We start from the raw sequence: 14,548 nt of genomic DNA on the forward strand, positions 1-14,548 counted from the left end.
GCTGGGGGCTCTCGGGGACGTCGAGGTGCTCCAGGTGCACGGGCGGGCGCCGGCGGCGGTGCAGGACGCGGTGCTGGCCGGCGGGGAGCGGCGCCGGGTGGTGCTGGCGACATCGGTGGCGGAGTCGACGACCACACGCACCCCGGGGACGGTCAGCGACGACTCCGCCACCGATGTCGCCAGCACCACCCGGCGCCGCTCCCCGCCGGCCAGCACCGCGTCCTGCACCGCCGCCGGCGCCCGCCCGTGCACCTGGAGCACCTCGACGTCCCCGAGAGCCCCCAGCTGCCCGGCCACCCGCGCGATCTCGCCCACGCCGGGCAGGAAACACAGCACGTCCCCCGCCCGCTCGGCCAGCGCCCGCCGCACCGTCGACGCCACATGCGTCAGCAGGGCCGGGTCGACCCGCATGCCGTGCGGCGGCCGTACGGGACGCGTGGGCGGTGCCCACACCACCTCCACGGGGTGCGAGGTGCCCTCGGCCTCGACCACAGGCGCGTCGCCCAGCAGCCGCGCCCACCCCTGCGCGTCCGTCGTCGCCGACGCGGCCACCAGCCGCAGCTCCGGCCGCAGCGTCTGCCGTACGTCGCACAGGAACGCCGCCACCGTGTCCGCGTCCAGATGCCGCTCGTGGCACTCGTCGAGCACCACCACGTCCACGCCCGCGAGCTCCTGGTCGCGCTGAAGGCGCTGGAGCAGCACCCCGGTCGTGACGACCTCCACGCGCGCGTGCCGACCGACGACCCGCTCCCCGCGCACGGTGTAGCCGACGCTCTCACCGACCTTTTCGCCCAGCAGCCACGCCATCCGTCGCGCGGCGGCCCGGGCCGCGATGCGCCGCGGCTCGGCGACGACGACCCGCCGGGCCGTTCCCTCGCCGAGGAGCCCCGCGAGCGCCGGCGGCACGAGAGTCGTCTTGCCGGTGCCGGGCGGCGCCACGAGCACCGCCGCGCCGTGCGCGTCCAGCGCGTCGGTCAGAACGGGCAGGGCGGCGCGTACGGGCAGCGCGTCCAGAGCGTCGTAACGGATCACACGCTCAGTCGCTTCGCTCGCAGACGAAGATCGCCGTCCCCGGAATCAGGTTCCCGCGCAGCGGCGACCAGCCGCCCCACTCCGAGCTGTTCCAGGCCGGCCACTCCGGCTCGACCAGGTCCACCAGCCGGAACCCGGCGGCCACGACGTCCCGCACCCGGTCGCCGATCGTGCGGTGATGCTCGACGTACACGGCGCGGCCCTCGTCGTCCTGCTCCACGTAAGGCGTGCGGTCGAAGTAGGAGGCGGCGACGGACAGGCCCTCGGGACCCGGCTCGTCGGGGAACGCCCAGCGGATGGGGTGGGTGACCGAGAAGACGAAGCGGCCGCCGGGGCGCAGCACGCGGCGCACCTCTTTGAGGACCAGCACCGGGTCGGCGACGAACGGCAGCGCGCCGTACGCCGAGCACGCCAGGTCGAAGGAGGCGTCGGCGAAGGGAAGGGCGCCCGCGTCGGCGCACACCAGGGGGAACGCGCCTCCGATGCGCAACGCGTGCTGGAGCTGGCGGTGGGAGAGGTCCAGGGCGACCGGGCGGGCCCCCTGCGCGGCCAGCCAGCGCGAGCACTGCGCGGCGCCGGCGCCTATCTCCAGGACCTCCTTGCCCTTGAGGTCCTCCGGCGAGCCGAGCAGCTCGGCCTCCACCTCGTCGAGGCCCTCGGGGCACCACACGAAACGGTCGTCGCCGAGGAACGTGCCGTGCTCGATCTGGTACTCGTCCGCGTTGCGGTCCCACCAGCCCCGGTTGGCGCGGGAACTCTCGGCGACATCGGCCTGACGCCGGGTGGCCTCCGGTTCGAAGGAGTCGTCGGAGGTGTCAGTGACGCCGGAGACATCGGCCGACACGTCGGACGCGATCTCGGGCGATACGGGCTCTTGGATGATCGGCTCCCTCGTCGTACTCTTCCGTCACCTGAATGGCGCTGCCCCTCCCGGCGGTGTCACGAAAGGGACTGCCCAAGGCCTACGTGGCCTCTAGAGACAGGTTTTGTGCCGGGAATGGGGCGATCCGCCCCGGGTGTGCGGCTTCGCGCATTGACCCTGTCCGGCTGCCCCCGTATGCTACAAGTTGCGCTGCGGGCCTGCGCACCTCAGACGTAGCAGGTCGCGCTCGCATCTGTTGTATGTCCCCTCGGTTTTCGAGGCGCCACCAGTGGTTTGTGTGGCGCTTCCTTGGCTGTCCGGCTTCTTCAGAGCGAAACGGGCTCCCGGCGTAAGCAGTACCTACGACTTCAATGTCCGTACCGGAGCCCTTTCCCACATGACGAGCAGCACCGAGACCACCGCCACCACCCCGCAGGTAGCGGTCAACGACATCGGTAACGAGGAAGCCTTCCTCGCCGCGATCGACGAGACGATCAAGTACTTCAACGACGGCGACATCGTCGACGGCGTCATCGTGAAGGTCGACCGGGACGAGGTCCTGCTCGACATCGGTTACAAGACCGAAGGCGTTATCCCGAGCCGCGAGCTCTCGATCAAGCACGACGTCGACCCCAACGAGGTCGTCGCCGTCGGTGACGAGATCGAAGCCCTTGTTCTCCAGAAGGAGGACAAGGAAGGCCGCCTGATCCTCTCGAAGAAGCGCGCCCAGTACGAGCGTGCCTGGGGCACCATCGAGAAGATCAAGGAAGAGGACGGGATCGTCACCGGTACCGTCATCGAGGTCGTCAAGGGTGGTCTCATCCTCGACATCGGCCTCCGCGGCTTCCTCCCGGCCTCCCTGGTCGAGATGCGCCGTGTTCGCGACCTCCAGCCCTACGTGGGCAAGGAGCTCGAGGCCAAGATCATCGAGCTGGACAAGAACCGCAACAACGTGGTCCTGTCCCGCCGTGCCTGGCTGGAGCAGACCCAGTCCGAGGTCCGCCAGACGTTCCTCACGACCCTCCAGAAGGGTCAGGTCCGTTCCGGCGTCGTCTCCTCGATCGTCAACTTCGGTGCCTTCGTGGACCTGGGTGGCGTCGACGGTCTGGTCCACGTGTCCGAGCTGTCCTGGAAGCACATCGACCACCCGTCCGAGGTTGTCGAGGTCGGCCAGGAAGTCACCGTCGAGGTCCTCGACGTCGACATGGACCGCGAGCGCGTCTCCCTGTCGCTGAAGGCGACCCAGGAAGACCCGTGGCAGCAGTTCGCCCGGACCCACCAGATCGGCCAGGTCGTGCCCGGCAAGGTCACGAAGCTGGTTCCGTTCGGTGCGTTCGTCCGCGTGGACGAGGGCATCGAGGGTCTGGTCCACATCTCCGAGCTGGCCGAGCGCCACGTGGAGATCCCGGAGCAGGTCGTCCAGGTCAACGACGAGATCTTCGTCAAGGTCATCGACATCGACCTCGAGCGTCGTCGCATCAGCCTCTCGCTGAAGCAGGCCAACGAGTCCTTCGGTGCCGACCCGGCCTCGGTCGAGTTCGACCCGACCCTGTACGGCATGGCCGCGTCGTACGACGACCAGGGCAACTACATCTACCCCGAGGGCTTCGACCCCGAGACCAACGACTGGCTCGAGGGCTACGAGTCCCAGCGTGAGGTGTGGGAGAACCAGTACGCCGAGGCGCAGACCCGCTTCGAGCAGCACCAGCAGCAGGTCATCAAGTCCCGCGAGGCCGACGCCGCTGCTGCGGCCGAGGGCGGCGACGCTGCGGGTGCGGCTCCGGCCGCGGGTGGCGGCGGCGGTGGTTCGTACTCTTCCGAGGGTGCGGACAACTCCGGTGCGCTGGCCTCGGACGAGGCGCTTGCCGCTCTGCGCGAGAAGCTCGCGGGCGGTCAGAGCTGACGCTCACTGAGCAGTAGTTCCTGACTGAGGGGCCGTACCTTTCGAGGTGCGGTCCCTCAGGCGTTTGCGGGTCGCCTTTCGGCCGCGGGACGGTGGGGGCTTGTCGCGCCCACGTGGCGGAGCCGCATACCGATACAGCCCCGCGCCCCTGAAGGGCGTTGTCCGACCCGGCGTGATCATTTGTCCTCCCTTCGGGAATGCCCGCGTGCGTAAGGGCGTTGTGACGTACGGACACGAGGAGGAGCGGTCACAGTGCTTGATCCGCAGGGTTTGTACGCATGGGAGCCGAAGGGCCTCGCCGTGGTGGACATGGCGCTCGCCCAGGAGTCGGCCGGTCTTGTCATGCTCTACCACTTCGACGGATACATCGACGCAGGTGAGACCGGCGACCAGATCGTCGACGGGCTGCTGGACTCGCTGCCCCACCAGGTCGTCGCCCGCTTCGACCACGACCGGCTGGTGGACTACCGCGCCCGCCGACCGCTGCTGACGTTCAAGCGCGACCGCTGGGCCGACTACGAGGATCCCGCCATCGAGGTGCGGCTCGTGCAGGACGCCACCGGCGCGCCCTTCCTGCTGCTGTCCGGGCCCGAGCCGGACGTGGAGTGGGAGCGCTTCGCCGCTGCCGTCAAGGAGATCGTCGAGCGGCTCGGGGTGCGCCTGTCGGTGAACTTCCACGGCATCCCCATGGGCGTCCCGCACACCCGCCCGGTCGGCCTCACCCCGCACGGCAACCGCACCGACCTCGTCCCGGGCCACACCAGCCCCTTCGACGAGGCGCAGGTGCCCGGCAGCGCCGAGTCCCTGGTGGAGTACCGGCTGATGGAGGCCGGACACGACGTCCTGGGTGTCGCCGCGCACGTCCCGCACTACATCGCCCGCTCCCCGTACCCGGACGCGGCCCTGACCGTCCTGGAGGCCGTCACCGCGGCGACCGGACTGGTCCTGCCCGGTATCGCGCACTCCCTGCGCACCGACGCGCACCGCACGCAGAACGAGATCGACCGCCAGATCCGCGAGGGCGACGAGGAGCTCACCAACCTCGTCGAGGGCCTGGAGCACCAGTACGACGCCGTCGCCGGCGCCGAGTCCCGGGGCAACATGCTCGCCGAGCCGGTGGACATCCCCTCGGCGGACGAGATCGGCCGGGAGTTCGAGCGGTTCCTGGCCGAGCGGGAGGGCGACGGCTGAACGGCAGGGCCGGTCCTGCCCGGTGCGCTGTCAGTGGCAGGACCTAAGCTGTCCGTCATGCTGAAGGTGGGCCTGACCGGCGGTATCGGCGCCGGTAAGAGCGAGGTGTCGCGGCTGCTCGTGGAGCACGGCGCCGTGCTGATCGACGCGGACCGGATCGCACGGGAGGTCGTCGCACCGGGCACCCCCGGTCTCGCCTCCGTCGTGGAGGCGTTCGGCGAGGACGTGCTGGCTGCGGACGGCAGCCTGGACCGGCCCAAGCTGGGCTCCATCGTGTTCGCGGACGCCGACCGGCTCGCCGTGCTGAACTCGATCGTGCACCCCCTCGTCGGCGCCCGCTCCCGCGAGCTGGAGGAGGCCGCCGCCGAGGACGCCGTCGTCATCCACGACGTCCCGCTCCTCACCGAGAACGGCCTGGCGCCGCTGTACGACCTCGTGGTCGTCGTCGACGCCGCTCCCGAGACCCAGGTCGACCGCCTGGTCCGGCTGCGCGGCATGACCGAGGCGGACGCACGCGCGCGTATGTCCGCGCAGGCGACGCGTGACCAGCGGCTCGACATCGCGGACATCGTCATCGACAACGACGTACCACTGGAGGAGCTTCAGCGCCGCGTCAAGGACGTATGGGACGAGCTCGTGCGCCGGGCTCACGAGGCACATGAGGACCGGCCCGACCGATCGCCCCAGGAATAGCCCTGCTCCGTTCGCGCGTTGAACCCCCGCAGTGAGGGAAGGACTCTGCCGTGCCCGAGACCAGCGGATCGACCGGACGTACTCCGGAGACGCATGTCATCGACTTCCGCGCCGCCGAGCAGCTGCTCGCCGCGCGGGACCCGCGGGGCGCGGTGAAGCTGCTCGACGAGGTCATCGCCGTGCACCCCGAGAACACCGCCGCCCGGCTGCTGCGCGCGCGTGCCTTCTTCGCCGCCGCGCAACTGCGGCCCGCCGAGCTGGAGTTCACGATCGTCCTGGAGCGTGAGCCGGACAACGCGTTCGCGCACTTCGCGCTCGCCCGCACCTACGAACGGCAGGGCAGGGCCGCACAGGCCCAGCGCCACTTCCGACTGGCGGCCGCGCTCGACCCGAACCCGCAGTACCTGAAGGCGGCACGGTTCGACGGGTGAGCGGCGACTGGGGTGACGGCTCTCGGTGCGGCTAGGGGTGACGGTTCCCCGGCGGCCATTGCCGGCGGTTCTGCGGCGGTGGCCCGGACCGTGGTCCCGGCGGACGGTACGGACGGTTCTCGGGCGGGCGGTACGGCGGGATGTCGCGCCCCGGCTGGTAGTGCGGTCCCTGGTGGATGTGCCGCAGCACCATGGTCATGTCGATCGTGATCACCAGCCACAGCACCCCGCAGGCCACCGCCCAGCCGGGGCGTCCCGCCAGGGCGAACGCGGCGGTACCGAAGATCGCCCAGAGCACGCCCCACACGCACAGCCAGAAACGGGCCCGCAGTGCACTGCGCGCCGTCGTAGGCTCACTGCCCGTACGCATCCGGATCACCACTCCTTCTTGAAACGTACTCCTCGTTCTTCCCGCAGGGGGCCCAGTGCTGCCGGACACCGATGAACTGGCCGAGGTGCTGCTCGACCTCTCCGTACCCCATGAGGACGTCAACGACCTCGTACGGATGGGCCGGCGCGTGACGGACGACCCGGAGCTGCGGCCGTTCCTGGAGCGGTCCGTCGACGAGCTCGTCCGGGGGATGGGCCAGGTCGGCGGCCCGGTCGACCTGCCCGACCTCGACTGGGCCTCGGGTCCCCTGCAACGCTGCTTCCCGGTGTACGTGTTCGTCGCGGCGCTGCCGTACACCCGCGCCTACCACCGCGAGCACGGCATCCCGGCCGACGTCTCCCGGCGCACCCTCGCCGACCTCGGGCGGAACATGGCCGTGCACCGCAGGCGGTACGGCCGGGCCGGCGTGCAGGCGCCGTGGTGGCTCATCCATCATTTCCGCGGGGAGCTGTACCAGCTGGGCCGGTTGCAGTTCGAGCGGGCGCGGCTCGGCCAGCGCGCGGGGACACGGCTCGCGGCGGCCGGGCTCGACGTCGGTCCGGACTCGCTCTGCCTCAATGTGCACATACCCGACTTCCTCGGGCCGATGTCCCCGCCCGCGGTCGACCGTTCCCTGGCGCTGGCCCGGGAGTTCTTCGCGCTGCACTTTCCGCGGGAGCGGTACCGGGTGGCCACGTGCCACTCCTGGCTGCTGGACGACCAGCTCAGGAAGTACCTTCCCGGAGACTCCAACATCGTCCGGTTCCAGGAGCGTTTCCGCCTCACCCGCGAGGACCGCGAGCCGGCCGACACCGAGCCGGTCCAATTCGTCTTCGGCGACCCGGAGTTGCCGATCGAGGGCCTGCCGCGCCGTACGGCTGTGGAGCGGGCCGTCGGGGACCATCTGCGGGCGGGCGGGCACTGGTACATCGGGCACGGCTGGCTGCCGTTCGACGGGAACGGCTGAAATTCCTTCGTGCGGCGATGAGTTCGACAGGGAGTGCCGGTCTACCTCTGTGACAGCACCACGGACCGCTGAACACAGGAGACCCCCATGTCCGAGACCACCGCCTCCGTCACCTCCCGCACCGTCATCGCCGAGTCCGCGACCGCGCGCGGCCGCCGCGCCCGGATCGCCCTGCGCGGCCTTCAGATCCTGCTCGCCCTCTTCTACGCCGTCGCCAGCGCGCTGCCCAAGCTGATCGCGCACCCGTCGGCCGCCGATATGTTCGACGAGCTCGGCTGGGGCAGCGCGGGAATGTACACCATCGGCGCCCTCGAACTGGCCGGTGCGATCGCGCTGTTGATCCCGGTGCTCCAGTCGGTGGCGGCGATGGCGCTGAGCGCGCTGATGGTGGGCGCGTTCGTCGTCTCGATCACCGCCTTCGGCGGCGAGAACGCGGCTACGCCCCTCATCCTGATCGTGCCGCTCGCCCTGATCGCCTGGGCACGGCGGAGCTCGAACGGGGATCTGCTGCGGTTGGTGCGGCGACGCGCGTGACCTGACGGCGTGCGTGACCTGACGGTGTGCGTGACCGACGGTATCGGTGGCGTCCGGCCCGGGCTTTTCAGCCCGCCGGACGCCGCCGTCGTATGTCAGCCTCCGTGGGGGCGTCCCGCGCCGCCGTCCATGAGGCCGCGCAGGCGTTCCAGCTCGCGCCGGTCCCGCTTGGTCGGGCGGCCCGTGCCACGGTCGCGGATGCCGGCCGGGGCGACGGCCTCGCGCGGCGGGGGAGGGGGCGAGTTGTCGACGTAGCACTGGGCGGCCACAGGGGCGCCGACCCGCTTGCGGATGAGCTGCTTGACGATGACGATCCGCTCCCGGTTCTCATGCCGCAGCCGCACCTCGTCACCGACGTGCAGGGTATGGGAGGGCTTCACGTTCTGGCCGTTCACGCGGACGTGTCCGCCCTTGCAGGCGGTGGCGCCCATGGAGCGGGTCTTGACCAGACGTACGGCCCAGATCCAGCTGTCGACCCGCACGGACTCGCCGCTGTGCACAGCGGCGGCCTCGGCCGCGGCCACGGCGGCGGCGATCTCCGGGTCGACGGCCTGATCGGCGTTCGGCCCCTGCGCTTCTTGCGGCCGCTGTGCATCGTCCGGTCGCTGTGTCTCGTCCGCGCGGCCGCTCGTCGCCTCGTCATCCTCGCAAGCCATGCCTCGACCTTAGTCCCCGCACGGATCCGGCAAGGCCTACCGTGGAGCTGTGGACGCCCTCACCGATCTCGACCTGCGGGTTTCGGACTGCCGGGCCTGCCCGCGGCTGGTCGACTGGCGGGAGGAGGTGGCCCGCACCAAGCGCGCCGCCTTCGCCGACCAGACGTACTGGGGCCGCCCGGTGCCCGGCTTCGGCCCGCCGGACGCCCCGCTGCTGATCGTCGGGCTCGCGCCGGCGGCCCACGGCGGCAACCGCACCGGCCGGATGTTCACCGGCGACCGCTCCGGTGACGTGTTGTATCAGGCCCTGTACGACGTGGGCCTCGCCTCGCAGCCCACCTCGGTGGCCGTCGGGGACGGCCTGGAGCTGTACGGCGTCCGCATCACAGCCCCCGTGCACTGCGCCCCGCCCGCCAACAAGCCCACCCCCGGGGAGCGGGAGACCTGCCGCCCCTGGCTCGTGCAGGAGCTGCGGCTGCTGCGGCCGACGCTGCGGGCGGTCGTCGTACTGGGCGCCTTCGGCTGGCAGGCGACCTTGCCCGCGCTGGTGGAGGCAGGGTGGAGCGTGCCCCGGCCGCGGCCCGCGTTCGCGCACGGGGCGAGGGTCGCCCTTGACGGTCTGGCCCTCTTCGGGTGCTTCCACGTCAGCCAGCGCAACACCTTCACCGGGAAGCTCACGCCCGCGATGCTGCGGGAGGTGCTGGGCACGGCGGCGCAGGCGGCGGGGCTGAAATGAGGGGGCGGCAGCGGTCGGAGGGTCGTTAGGGTGCCCGGTATGGGCCGCCTCTACCCCGAGATCGAACCGTACGACCACGGCATGCTCGATGTCGGCGACGGCAACCGCGTCCACTGGGAGACCTGCGGAAACCCGCACGGCAAGCCCGCGCTCGTGCTGCACGGCGGGCCGGGGTCCGGCTGCACCCCCTACTTCCGGCGGCTGTTCGATCCAGCCGCGTACCGGATCGTGCTGTTGGACCAGCGCGGATGCGGGCGCTCGACGCCGCACGCGAGCGCGTACGAGACGGACATGAGCGTCAACACGACGGATCGGATCATCGCCGATCTGGAGCTGCTGCGGCGGCATCTGGGGATCGGGCGGTGGCTCGTGTGGGGTGTGTCGTGGGGGTCGGTGCTGGGGCTGCGGTATGCGCAGACGCACCCGGCGGTCGTGACCGAGCTGGTGCTGACCGGGGTCACGACCGGGTCGGATCCCGAAGTCGCCCTGCTGACAAGGGGATTGGGGCGGCTCTTTCCGGAGGCGTTCGAGCGGTTCGTGGGCGGGGTGCCGGCCGGGGAGCGGGGCGGTGATCTCGCCGCCGCGTACAACCGGCTCATCGAGTCGCCCGACCCTGCCGTGCGGGCGCGGGCGGCGCGGGCCTGGACGGACTGGGAGACGGCGATCATCCCGGCGCCGGCGCGCTCGGTGGAGCGGTTCGAGGACCCGGTGTTCCGCCTGGGCTTCGCCCGGACCGTGACGCATTACTGGGGCAACGGCCATTTCCTGGACGCCGGTGGTGAGGGGGTCGTGCTGCGGGACGCGCATCTGCTGAAGGGCATCCCGGGCACGCTGGTGCAGGGCAGCCTCGACCTCGGGAACCTGCTGGGCATCGTGTGGCGGCTCCATCACGCCTGGCCCGGCAGCGAGTTGGTGATGATCGACGAGGTCGGACACGACGCCGGTGCGCCCAGGGTCGCCGAGGCGCTGGTGGCGGCGACGGACAAGTACGCGGGGCGCTAGCGGGACTCCTCGTCCTCGCCGAAGAGGTGGCGGACCGTCGAGCGGTAGTTGGCCTGCACGTGGCTGAGGGTGTGGGCGCGGGCGCGGGCGGGATCGCCGGAGGCGATGGCCTCGTACAACTCCTGGTGTTCGGTGAGGAGTTGGGGCCATTCCTCGTTCTGCCGGGTGAGCCAGCGCAGGCGGCCGTCGACCGGCTCCATGACCGAGGTCAGCAGGCTGTTGCCCGCCATGGCCAGGATCCTGTTGTGGAACCGGGTGTTGACGTCGGTGATCCGCTCGGCGTCCCCGGCCTCGGTGGCGCTCGCCGCCGTGCGCAGCAGCTCCCGCAGCTCCGCCAGGTCCTCCTGCGTCGCCCGTGACGCCGCGAGCCCGGCCGCGTACACCTCCAACGCCTCGCGCAGTTCGAAGAGTTCCTTGACGTCGGCGGGGGTCAGTCGCCGTACGACCGTGCGGCGGGGCGTCTCGAAGTGGACGAACCCCTCGGCGACCAGCGCCCGGATCGCCTCGCGGACCGGCACCCGGGAGACTCCGAAGCGGTCGGCGAGTTCGCGCTCGACCAGGCGATCGCCCGGACGCAGGCGGCCCGCGATGATGTCCTGCCGCAGCGTGGCCAGGACGCGCTCGCGGATCGCTCCGAGCGGTTCGATCTTCGTCATGGGGCCATCTTCGCCGACGCCGGGCGCGATTTACGAAGCGTTAACAGCAGCGATATCCGTCAGAACGGTTGACGGGAGGACTATGAGCGCAGTTTGGTATACCAAAAGCGCGGCCGAAGGGTCGCTCGACCTGTCGAAGCAGCCAAGCGACCGGAAAGCAGCCCTCCTCCGTCCCCTCGCTCCTGGAGGCCCCGTGTCCCTCGCCGACCGTGCCGAAGCCACCGGCACAGCAACGTATCTCCCCGATCCCCGGCTCACCAACGAAGACCTCGCGCCCGCGGACAAGCGCAACTGGAAGGTCTTCGACCTCTTCGCCCTGTGGATGTCCGACGTCCACAACCTCGGCAACTACACGTTCGCGGCCGGTCTGCTGGTCCTCGGCATGAACGTGTGGCAGGTCTTCACGTCCCTGCTCGTCGGCTTCGTGCTCATCTACATCGGCATGAACTGGATGGGCCGGATCGGCCAGCGCCACGGCGTCCCGTTCCCGGTGGTCAGCCGCATCAGCTTCGGCGTCTGGGGGGCCAACATCCCGGCCCTGATCAGGGCCGTCATCGCCATCATGTGGTACGGCATCCAGACCTATCTGGCCTCCGTCGCCGTGAACGTGATGCTGCTGGCCGCCTGGCCCGGCCTGGAGTCCTGGACGCACAGCTCCTTCCTCGGGCTGCACGCGCTCGGCTGGGTCTCCTTCCTCTCCCTCTGGCTGATCCAGGCGCTGATCATCAGCCGGGGCATGGAGTCCGTACGCAAGTTCCAGGACTTCTGCGGGCCGGCGATCTGGCTGGTCATGATCGCGCTGGCGCTGTGGATCCTCGCCAAGGCCGGCTGGACGATCTCGCTCACGTCCACCCCGCATCCGGTGTCCGTCGGTGAGCAGTGGCGGCAGTGGTTCGGCGCGATCGGCCTGATCCTCGCCACGTACGGCACGCTGATGCTCAACTTCTGCGACTTCTCCCGCTTCGCGCCCGACTACCGCACGGTCCGCAAGGGCAACTTCTGGGGCCTGCCCATCAACTCCACCGCGTTCGTGGTCGTCTCGGTGATCGTCACGGCCGGTTCGCTGGAGGTGTTCGGCGAGGCCATCACGGATCCCGCGGAGCTGGTGGCGAAGGTCGGCAACACCTGGGTGCTGGTCCTGGCCGCGCTGACGTTCGCCATCGCCACCATGGGCGTCAACATCGTCGCGAACTTCGTCTCACCGGCGTACGACCTGGCCAACGTCTGGCCGCAGAAGATCACCTTCAAGGTCGGCGGCATGATCAGCACGGTGGCGGCCCTGGTGGTGACGCCGTGGAACCTCTTCTCGAACCCGACGGTCGTCAACTACTTCCTCGGCGGCCTAGGCGCCTTCCTGGGCCCGCTGTTCGGCGTGATCATGGTCGACTACTACCTCGTGAAGCACGGCAGGGTGGACGTCAACGAGCTCTTTTCCGCCGAGCCGGGTTCGCGCTACTACTACCGCAAGGGCGTCAACCCGAAGGCGCTGTGGGCGTTCCTGCCGGCGGCGGGTGTCGCGGCGGTGCTGGCGCTGGTCAAGACGTTCAGCGATGTGGCGCCGTACTCGTGGTTCATCGGTACGGCCATGGCGGCGGGGCTGTATCTGGTGCTGTGCCGCGGCGAGCGCGAAGCCGCCGGGTCCGTGGCGCGGGAGGTCTGACGGACGTGCGGATCGTCGTCACCAACTGCAACACCACGCAGGAGATGACCGAGGAGATCGTACGAGGTGCCCGGGCCGCGGCAGGCCCGGGCACCACCGTGCTCGGACTGACGCCGCGGTGGGGGCCCGAGTCGGCGGAGGGCTGGCTGGACAGCTATTTGTCGGCGGCAGCCGTGATGGACGTCTTGCGGACGTACGACGGCCCCGCGTACGACGCGGTCGTCATGGCCGGCTTCGGGGAGCACGGGCGTGAGGGCGTCCGGGAGCTGGTGGGCGTACCCGTCGTCGACATCACGGAGGCGGCGGCCCATCTCGCCTGCCTGCTCGGGCGGCGCTACGGGGTGGTGACCACGCTGGAGCGCTCCCGCGGGCAGATCGAGGACAGCCTGGAGACGGCAGGGGTGGGCCGCAACTGCGTCGCCGTGGTCGGCACGGGGCTCGGCGTCCTGGAACTGGAGGACGCCGAGCGCATGGAGGCCGCGTTCCTGGCTGCCGCCGAGCGGGTACGGGACGCGGGCGCCGAGGTCCTGGTGCTGGGCTGCGCCGGCATGACCGGGTTGCAGCGGGCCGTGGGGGAGAAGCTGGGGGTGCCGGTGGTGGACGGAGTGGGCGCGGCCGTGAAACTCGCCGAGTCGCTGGTGGGACTGGGGCTGCGGACGAGCCGGGTCGGGGGCTATGCGGCGCCGTTGCCGAAGCGGCGTGCGTGGGGGCCGGCGCGGGAGTGACCTCAGTGTCCGCCGGGGAGCCYGACGTAGCGCACGTCCGGCTCCCGCTCCTCGTTGCCGCTGCCGTCCGTGTACTCGACGGCCACGAAGCCGTGTCGCTCGTAGAAGCGGTGGGCGGGGTTGTTGACCTGGAAGGTCCACAGGCTCAGCCCCTGCGGACGGCACCGCTTGGCGAGCTCGACGAACCGGTCGCCGATGCCGCGGCCACGCCAGTCGGGGTCGAGGTAGAGCTGGGAGAGCACGTCGCCGTCGAGGACCATGAGGCCGACGACCCGGTCGGCGGCCTCGGCCACCCAGGTCTCCCGCAGCAGCACCACGACCTCCCGGAAGTACGTTCGTACGTCGTCGTCGCAGCGGGGCCGCACGACGGTCGGCAGGGCGGCGGCGAAGGAGCGCAGCCATACGTCGGCGGCGGCACCGGCGTCGGTGGGGAGGGCGCGGCGCAGGGCCACGGCGGTCATGGCTGCGTCCCCTCGGCGGGTTGGTGGGGAACGACGGCAGTGGCGGTGATCTCCACCAACTGCCCCGTGTATCCGAGGCAGGCCACCCCGAGAAGCGTCGACGAGTGAGGCCCGACGCTCAGCCCGGACGCCTCGACGACCTCCCAGACGGCCGACAGCACGGCGGTGTCACCGCTCACGACGTAGACGTCGGTCGACAGCACATGCGCCAAGTCGCTGCCAATGGCGCCCAGTTGCGCCTCAAGGTTGGCGATCACCTGCTGGGCCTGCCGCACGGGGTCCCCCGGGCCGACGATGTTCCCGTCCCCGTCGAGCGGAACCGAACCGGCGAGGAAGGCGATTCTCGTGCCGGCCTCGACGACGGAGGCGTGGGAGTAGGTGGGGGGAGGGAAGAGGTGGGGGGAGGGAAGAGGGGTGGGCGGGTTCGTTGACCAGTTCCAGGTGCCAGTCGGCGTCGAGCCCCGGCCGACCGAGGAGGATCTCCTCGTCATCTACGTCGACGGCCCCGTGCCGGACGACCTGGTGGCCCGGCTGGAGGAACACGGCGGCAAGCGGGTCCAGTCGCCCAATCCGTACTGGAACGAGTGGGGCGTCACGATCGAGGACCCGGACGGGTACCGGCTGGTGCTGTGCAGGCGCGGTTGGTCCAACGCCTAGGCCGGTGATCCG

17 protein-coding genes and 1 pseudogene are annotated in these 14,548 nt (G+C 70.7%); 11 read left to right on the top strand and 7 right to left on the bottom strand.

Annotated features, from left to right (window positions below; translation table 11 throughout):
- Both EAO75_RS21090 and EAO75_RS21095 read right to left on the bottom strand, forming a co-directional pair.
- Positions 1-1,032: DEAD/DEAH box helicase (locus EAO75_RS21090; RefSeq protein ID WP_261989369.1), on the bottom strand; the 1,032-nt coding region annotated here is incomplete at its 3' end.
- A 4-nt stretch (positions 1,033-1,036) separates the two neighbouring features.
- Positions 1,037-1,876 (bottom strand): class I SAM-dependent methyltransferase, encoded by an 840-nt coding sequence (locus EAO75_RS21095; protein ID WP_147996616.1) that lies wholly within the window; start codon positions 1,874-1,876, stop codon positions 1,037-1,039.
- A gap of 415 nt (positions 1,877-2,291) precedes the next feature.
- On the opposite strand from EAO75_RS21095, the gene rpsA reads away from it, so the two are divergent.
- The 4 genes from rpsA (at position 2,292) to EAO75_RS21115 (ending at position 6,112) form a co-directional block, all read left to right on the top strand.
- Positions 2,292-3,797 (top strand): 30S ribosomal protein S1, encoded by a 1,506-nt coding sequence (gene rpsA, locus EAO75_RS21100; RefSeq protein ID WP_147996617.1) that lies wholly within the window; start codon positions 2,292-2,294, stop codon positions 3,795-3,797.
- Positions 3,798-4,049: 252 nt separating this feature from the next.
- Positions 4,050-4,988, top strand: a complete 939-nt coding sequence (locus EAO75_RS21105; protein WP_147996618.1) for a PAC2 family protein — start codon at positions 4,050-4,052, stop codon at positions 4,986-4,988.
- Between the two features lie 57 nt (positions 4,989-5,045).
- Positions 5,046-5,681 (top strand): dephospho-CoA kinase, encoded by a 636-nt coding sequence (gene coaE, locus EAO75_RS21110; RefSeq protein WP_147996619.1) that lies wholly within the window; start codon positions 5,046-5,048, stop codon positions 5,679-5,681.
- Positions 5,682-5,731: 50 nt separating this feature from the next.
- Positions 5,732-6,112: a tetratricopeptide repeat protein gene (locus tag EAO75_RS21115; protein WP_147996620.1), complete on the top strand. Its 381-nt coding sequence runs from the start codon at positions 5,732-5,734 to the stop codon at positions 6,110-6,112.
- Between the two features lie 31 nt (positions 6,113-6,143).
- Here EAO75_RS21115 and EAO75_RS21120 read toward each other — a convergent pair whose 3' ends face one another.
- Positions 6,144-6,482, bottom strand: a complete 339-nt coding sequence (locus tag EAO75_RS21120; protein ID WP_187284530.1) for a DUF6343 family protein — start codon at positions 6,480-6,482, stop codon at positions 6,144-6,146.
- Between the two features lie 55 nt (positions 6,483-6,537).
- Between EAO75_RS21120 and EAO75_RS21125 the strand changes: the two genes are divergently transcribed.
- Both EAO75_RS21125 and EAO75_RS21130 read left to right on the top strand, forming a co-directional pair.
- Entirely contained in the window at positions 6,538-7,449 is a 912-nt protein-coding gene (locus EAO75_RS21125; RefSeq protein ID WP_147996622.1) for an acyltransferase domain-containing protein, read from the top strand.
- A gap of 87 nt (positions 7,450-7,536) precedes the next feature.
- Positions 7,537-7,983: a DoxX family protein gene (locus tag EAO75_RS21130; RefSeq protein WP_147996623.1), complete on the top strand. Its 447-nt coding sequence runs from the start codon at positions 7,537-7,539 to the stop codon at positions 7,981-7,983.
- Between the two features lie 95 nt (positions 7,984-8,078).
- Here EAO75_RS21130 and EAO75_RS21135 read toward each other — a convergent pair whose 3' ends face one another.
- Positions 8,079-8,639, bottom strand: coding sequence for an RNA-binding S4 domain-containing protein (locus EAO75_RS21135; RefSeq protein ID WP_147996624.1), 561 nt, complete (start codon positions 8,637-8,639; stop codon positions 8,079-8,081).
- 49 nt (positions 8,640-8,688) lie between these two features.
- Between EAO75_RS21135 and EAO75_RS21140 the strand changes: the two genes are divergently transcribed.
- Positions 8,689-9,375 (top strand): uracil-DNA glycosylase, encoded by a 687-nt coding sequence (locus tag EAO75_RS21140; RefSeq protein WP_147996625.1) that lies wholly within the window; start codon positions 8,689-8,691, stop codon positions 9,373-9,375.
- A gap of 39 nt (positions 9,376-9,414) precedes the next feature.
- Positions 9,415-10,377 carry a prolyl aminopeptidase gene (gene pip, locus EAO75_RS21145; protein ID WP_147996626.1) on the top strand — a complete coding sequence of 321 codons (963 nt, stop codon included), beginning with the start codon at positions 9,415-9,417 and terminating at the stop codon, positions 10,375-10,377.
- On the opposite strand, the gene EAO75_RS21150 is transcribed toward pip, so the two are convergent.
- Complete coding sequence (locus EAO75_RS21150; protein WP_147996627.1) at positions 10,374-11,033, bottom strand: GntR family transcriptional regulator; 660 nt, start codon at positions 11,031-11,033, stop codon at positions 10,374-10,376. The genes pip and EAO75_RS21150 overlap by 4 nt on opposite strands.
- A 193-nt stretch (positions 11,034-11,226) precedes the next feature.
- On the opposite strand from EAO75_RS21150, the gene EAO75_RS21155 reads away from it, so the two are divergent.
- Positions 11,227-12,693: an NCS1 family nucleobase:cation symporter-1 gene (locus EAO75_RS21155; protein WP_147996628.1), complete on the top strand. Its 1,467-nt coding sequence runs from the start codon at positions 11,227-11,229 to the stop codon at positions 12,691-12,693.
- A gap of 5 nt (positions 12,694-12,698) precedes the next feature.
- A complete protein-coding gene (locus tag EAO75_RS21160) occupies positions 12,699-13,418 on the top strand; it encodes an aspartate/glutamate racemase family protein (RefSeq protein WP_147996629.1) in 720 nt (239 codons plus the stop codon).
- Positions 13,419-13,420: 2 nt separating this feature from the next.
- On the opposite strand, the gene EAO75_RS21165 is transcribed toward EAO75_RS21160, so the two are convergent.
- Positions 13,421-13,879, bottom strand: coding sequence for a GNAT family N-acetyltransferase (locus EAO75_RS21165; RefSeq protein ID WP_147996630.1), 459 nt, complete (start codon positions 13,877-13,879; stop codon positions 13,421-13,423).
- On the bottom strand, positions 13,876-14,370 hold the full coding sequence (locus EAO75_RS21170; protein ID WP_147996631.1) for a RidA family protein: 495 nt from the start codon (positions 14,368-14,370) through the stop codon (positions 13,876-13,878). The genes EAO75_RS21165 and EAO75_RS21170 overlap by 4 nt, the downstream gene beginning before the upstream one ends.
- Here EAO75_RS21170 and EAO75_RS21175 point away from each other — a divergent pair.
- A pseudogene (locus tag EAO75_RS21175) lies at positions 14,333-14,536 on the top strand (VOC family protein); the annotation flags it as partial. The gene EAO75_RS21170 and the pseudogene EAO75_RS21175 sit on opposite strands and share 38 nt — an antisense overlap.
- Between the last annotated feature and the right edge of the window lie 12 nt (positions 14,537-14,548).

The sequence above is a fragment of the Streptomyces sp. UW30 genome, from assembly GCF_008042075.1.
GTDB lineage: Bacteria > Actinomycetota > Actinomycetes > Streptomycetales > Streptomycetaceae > Streptomyces.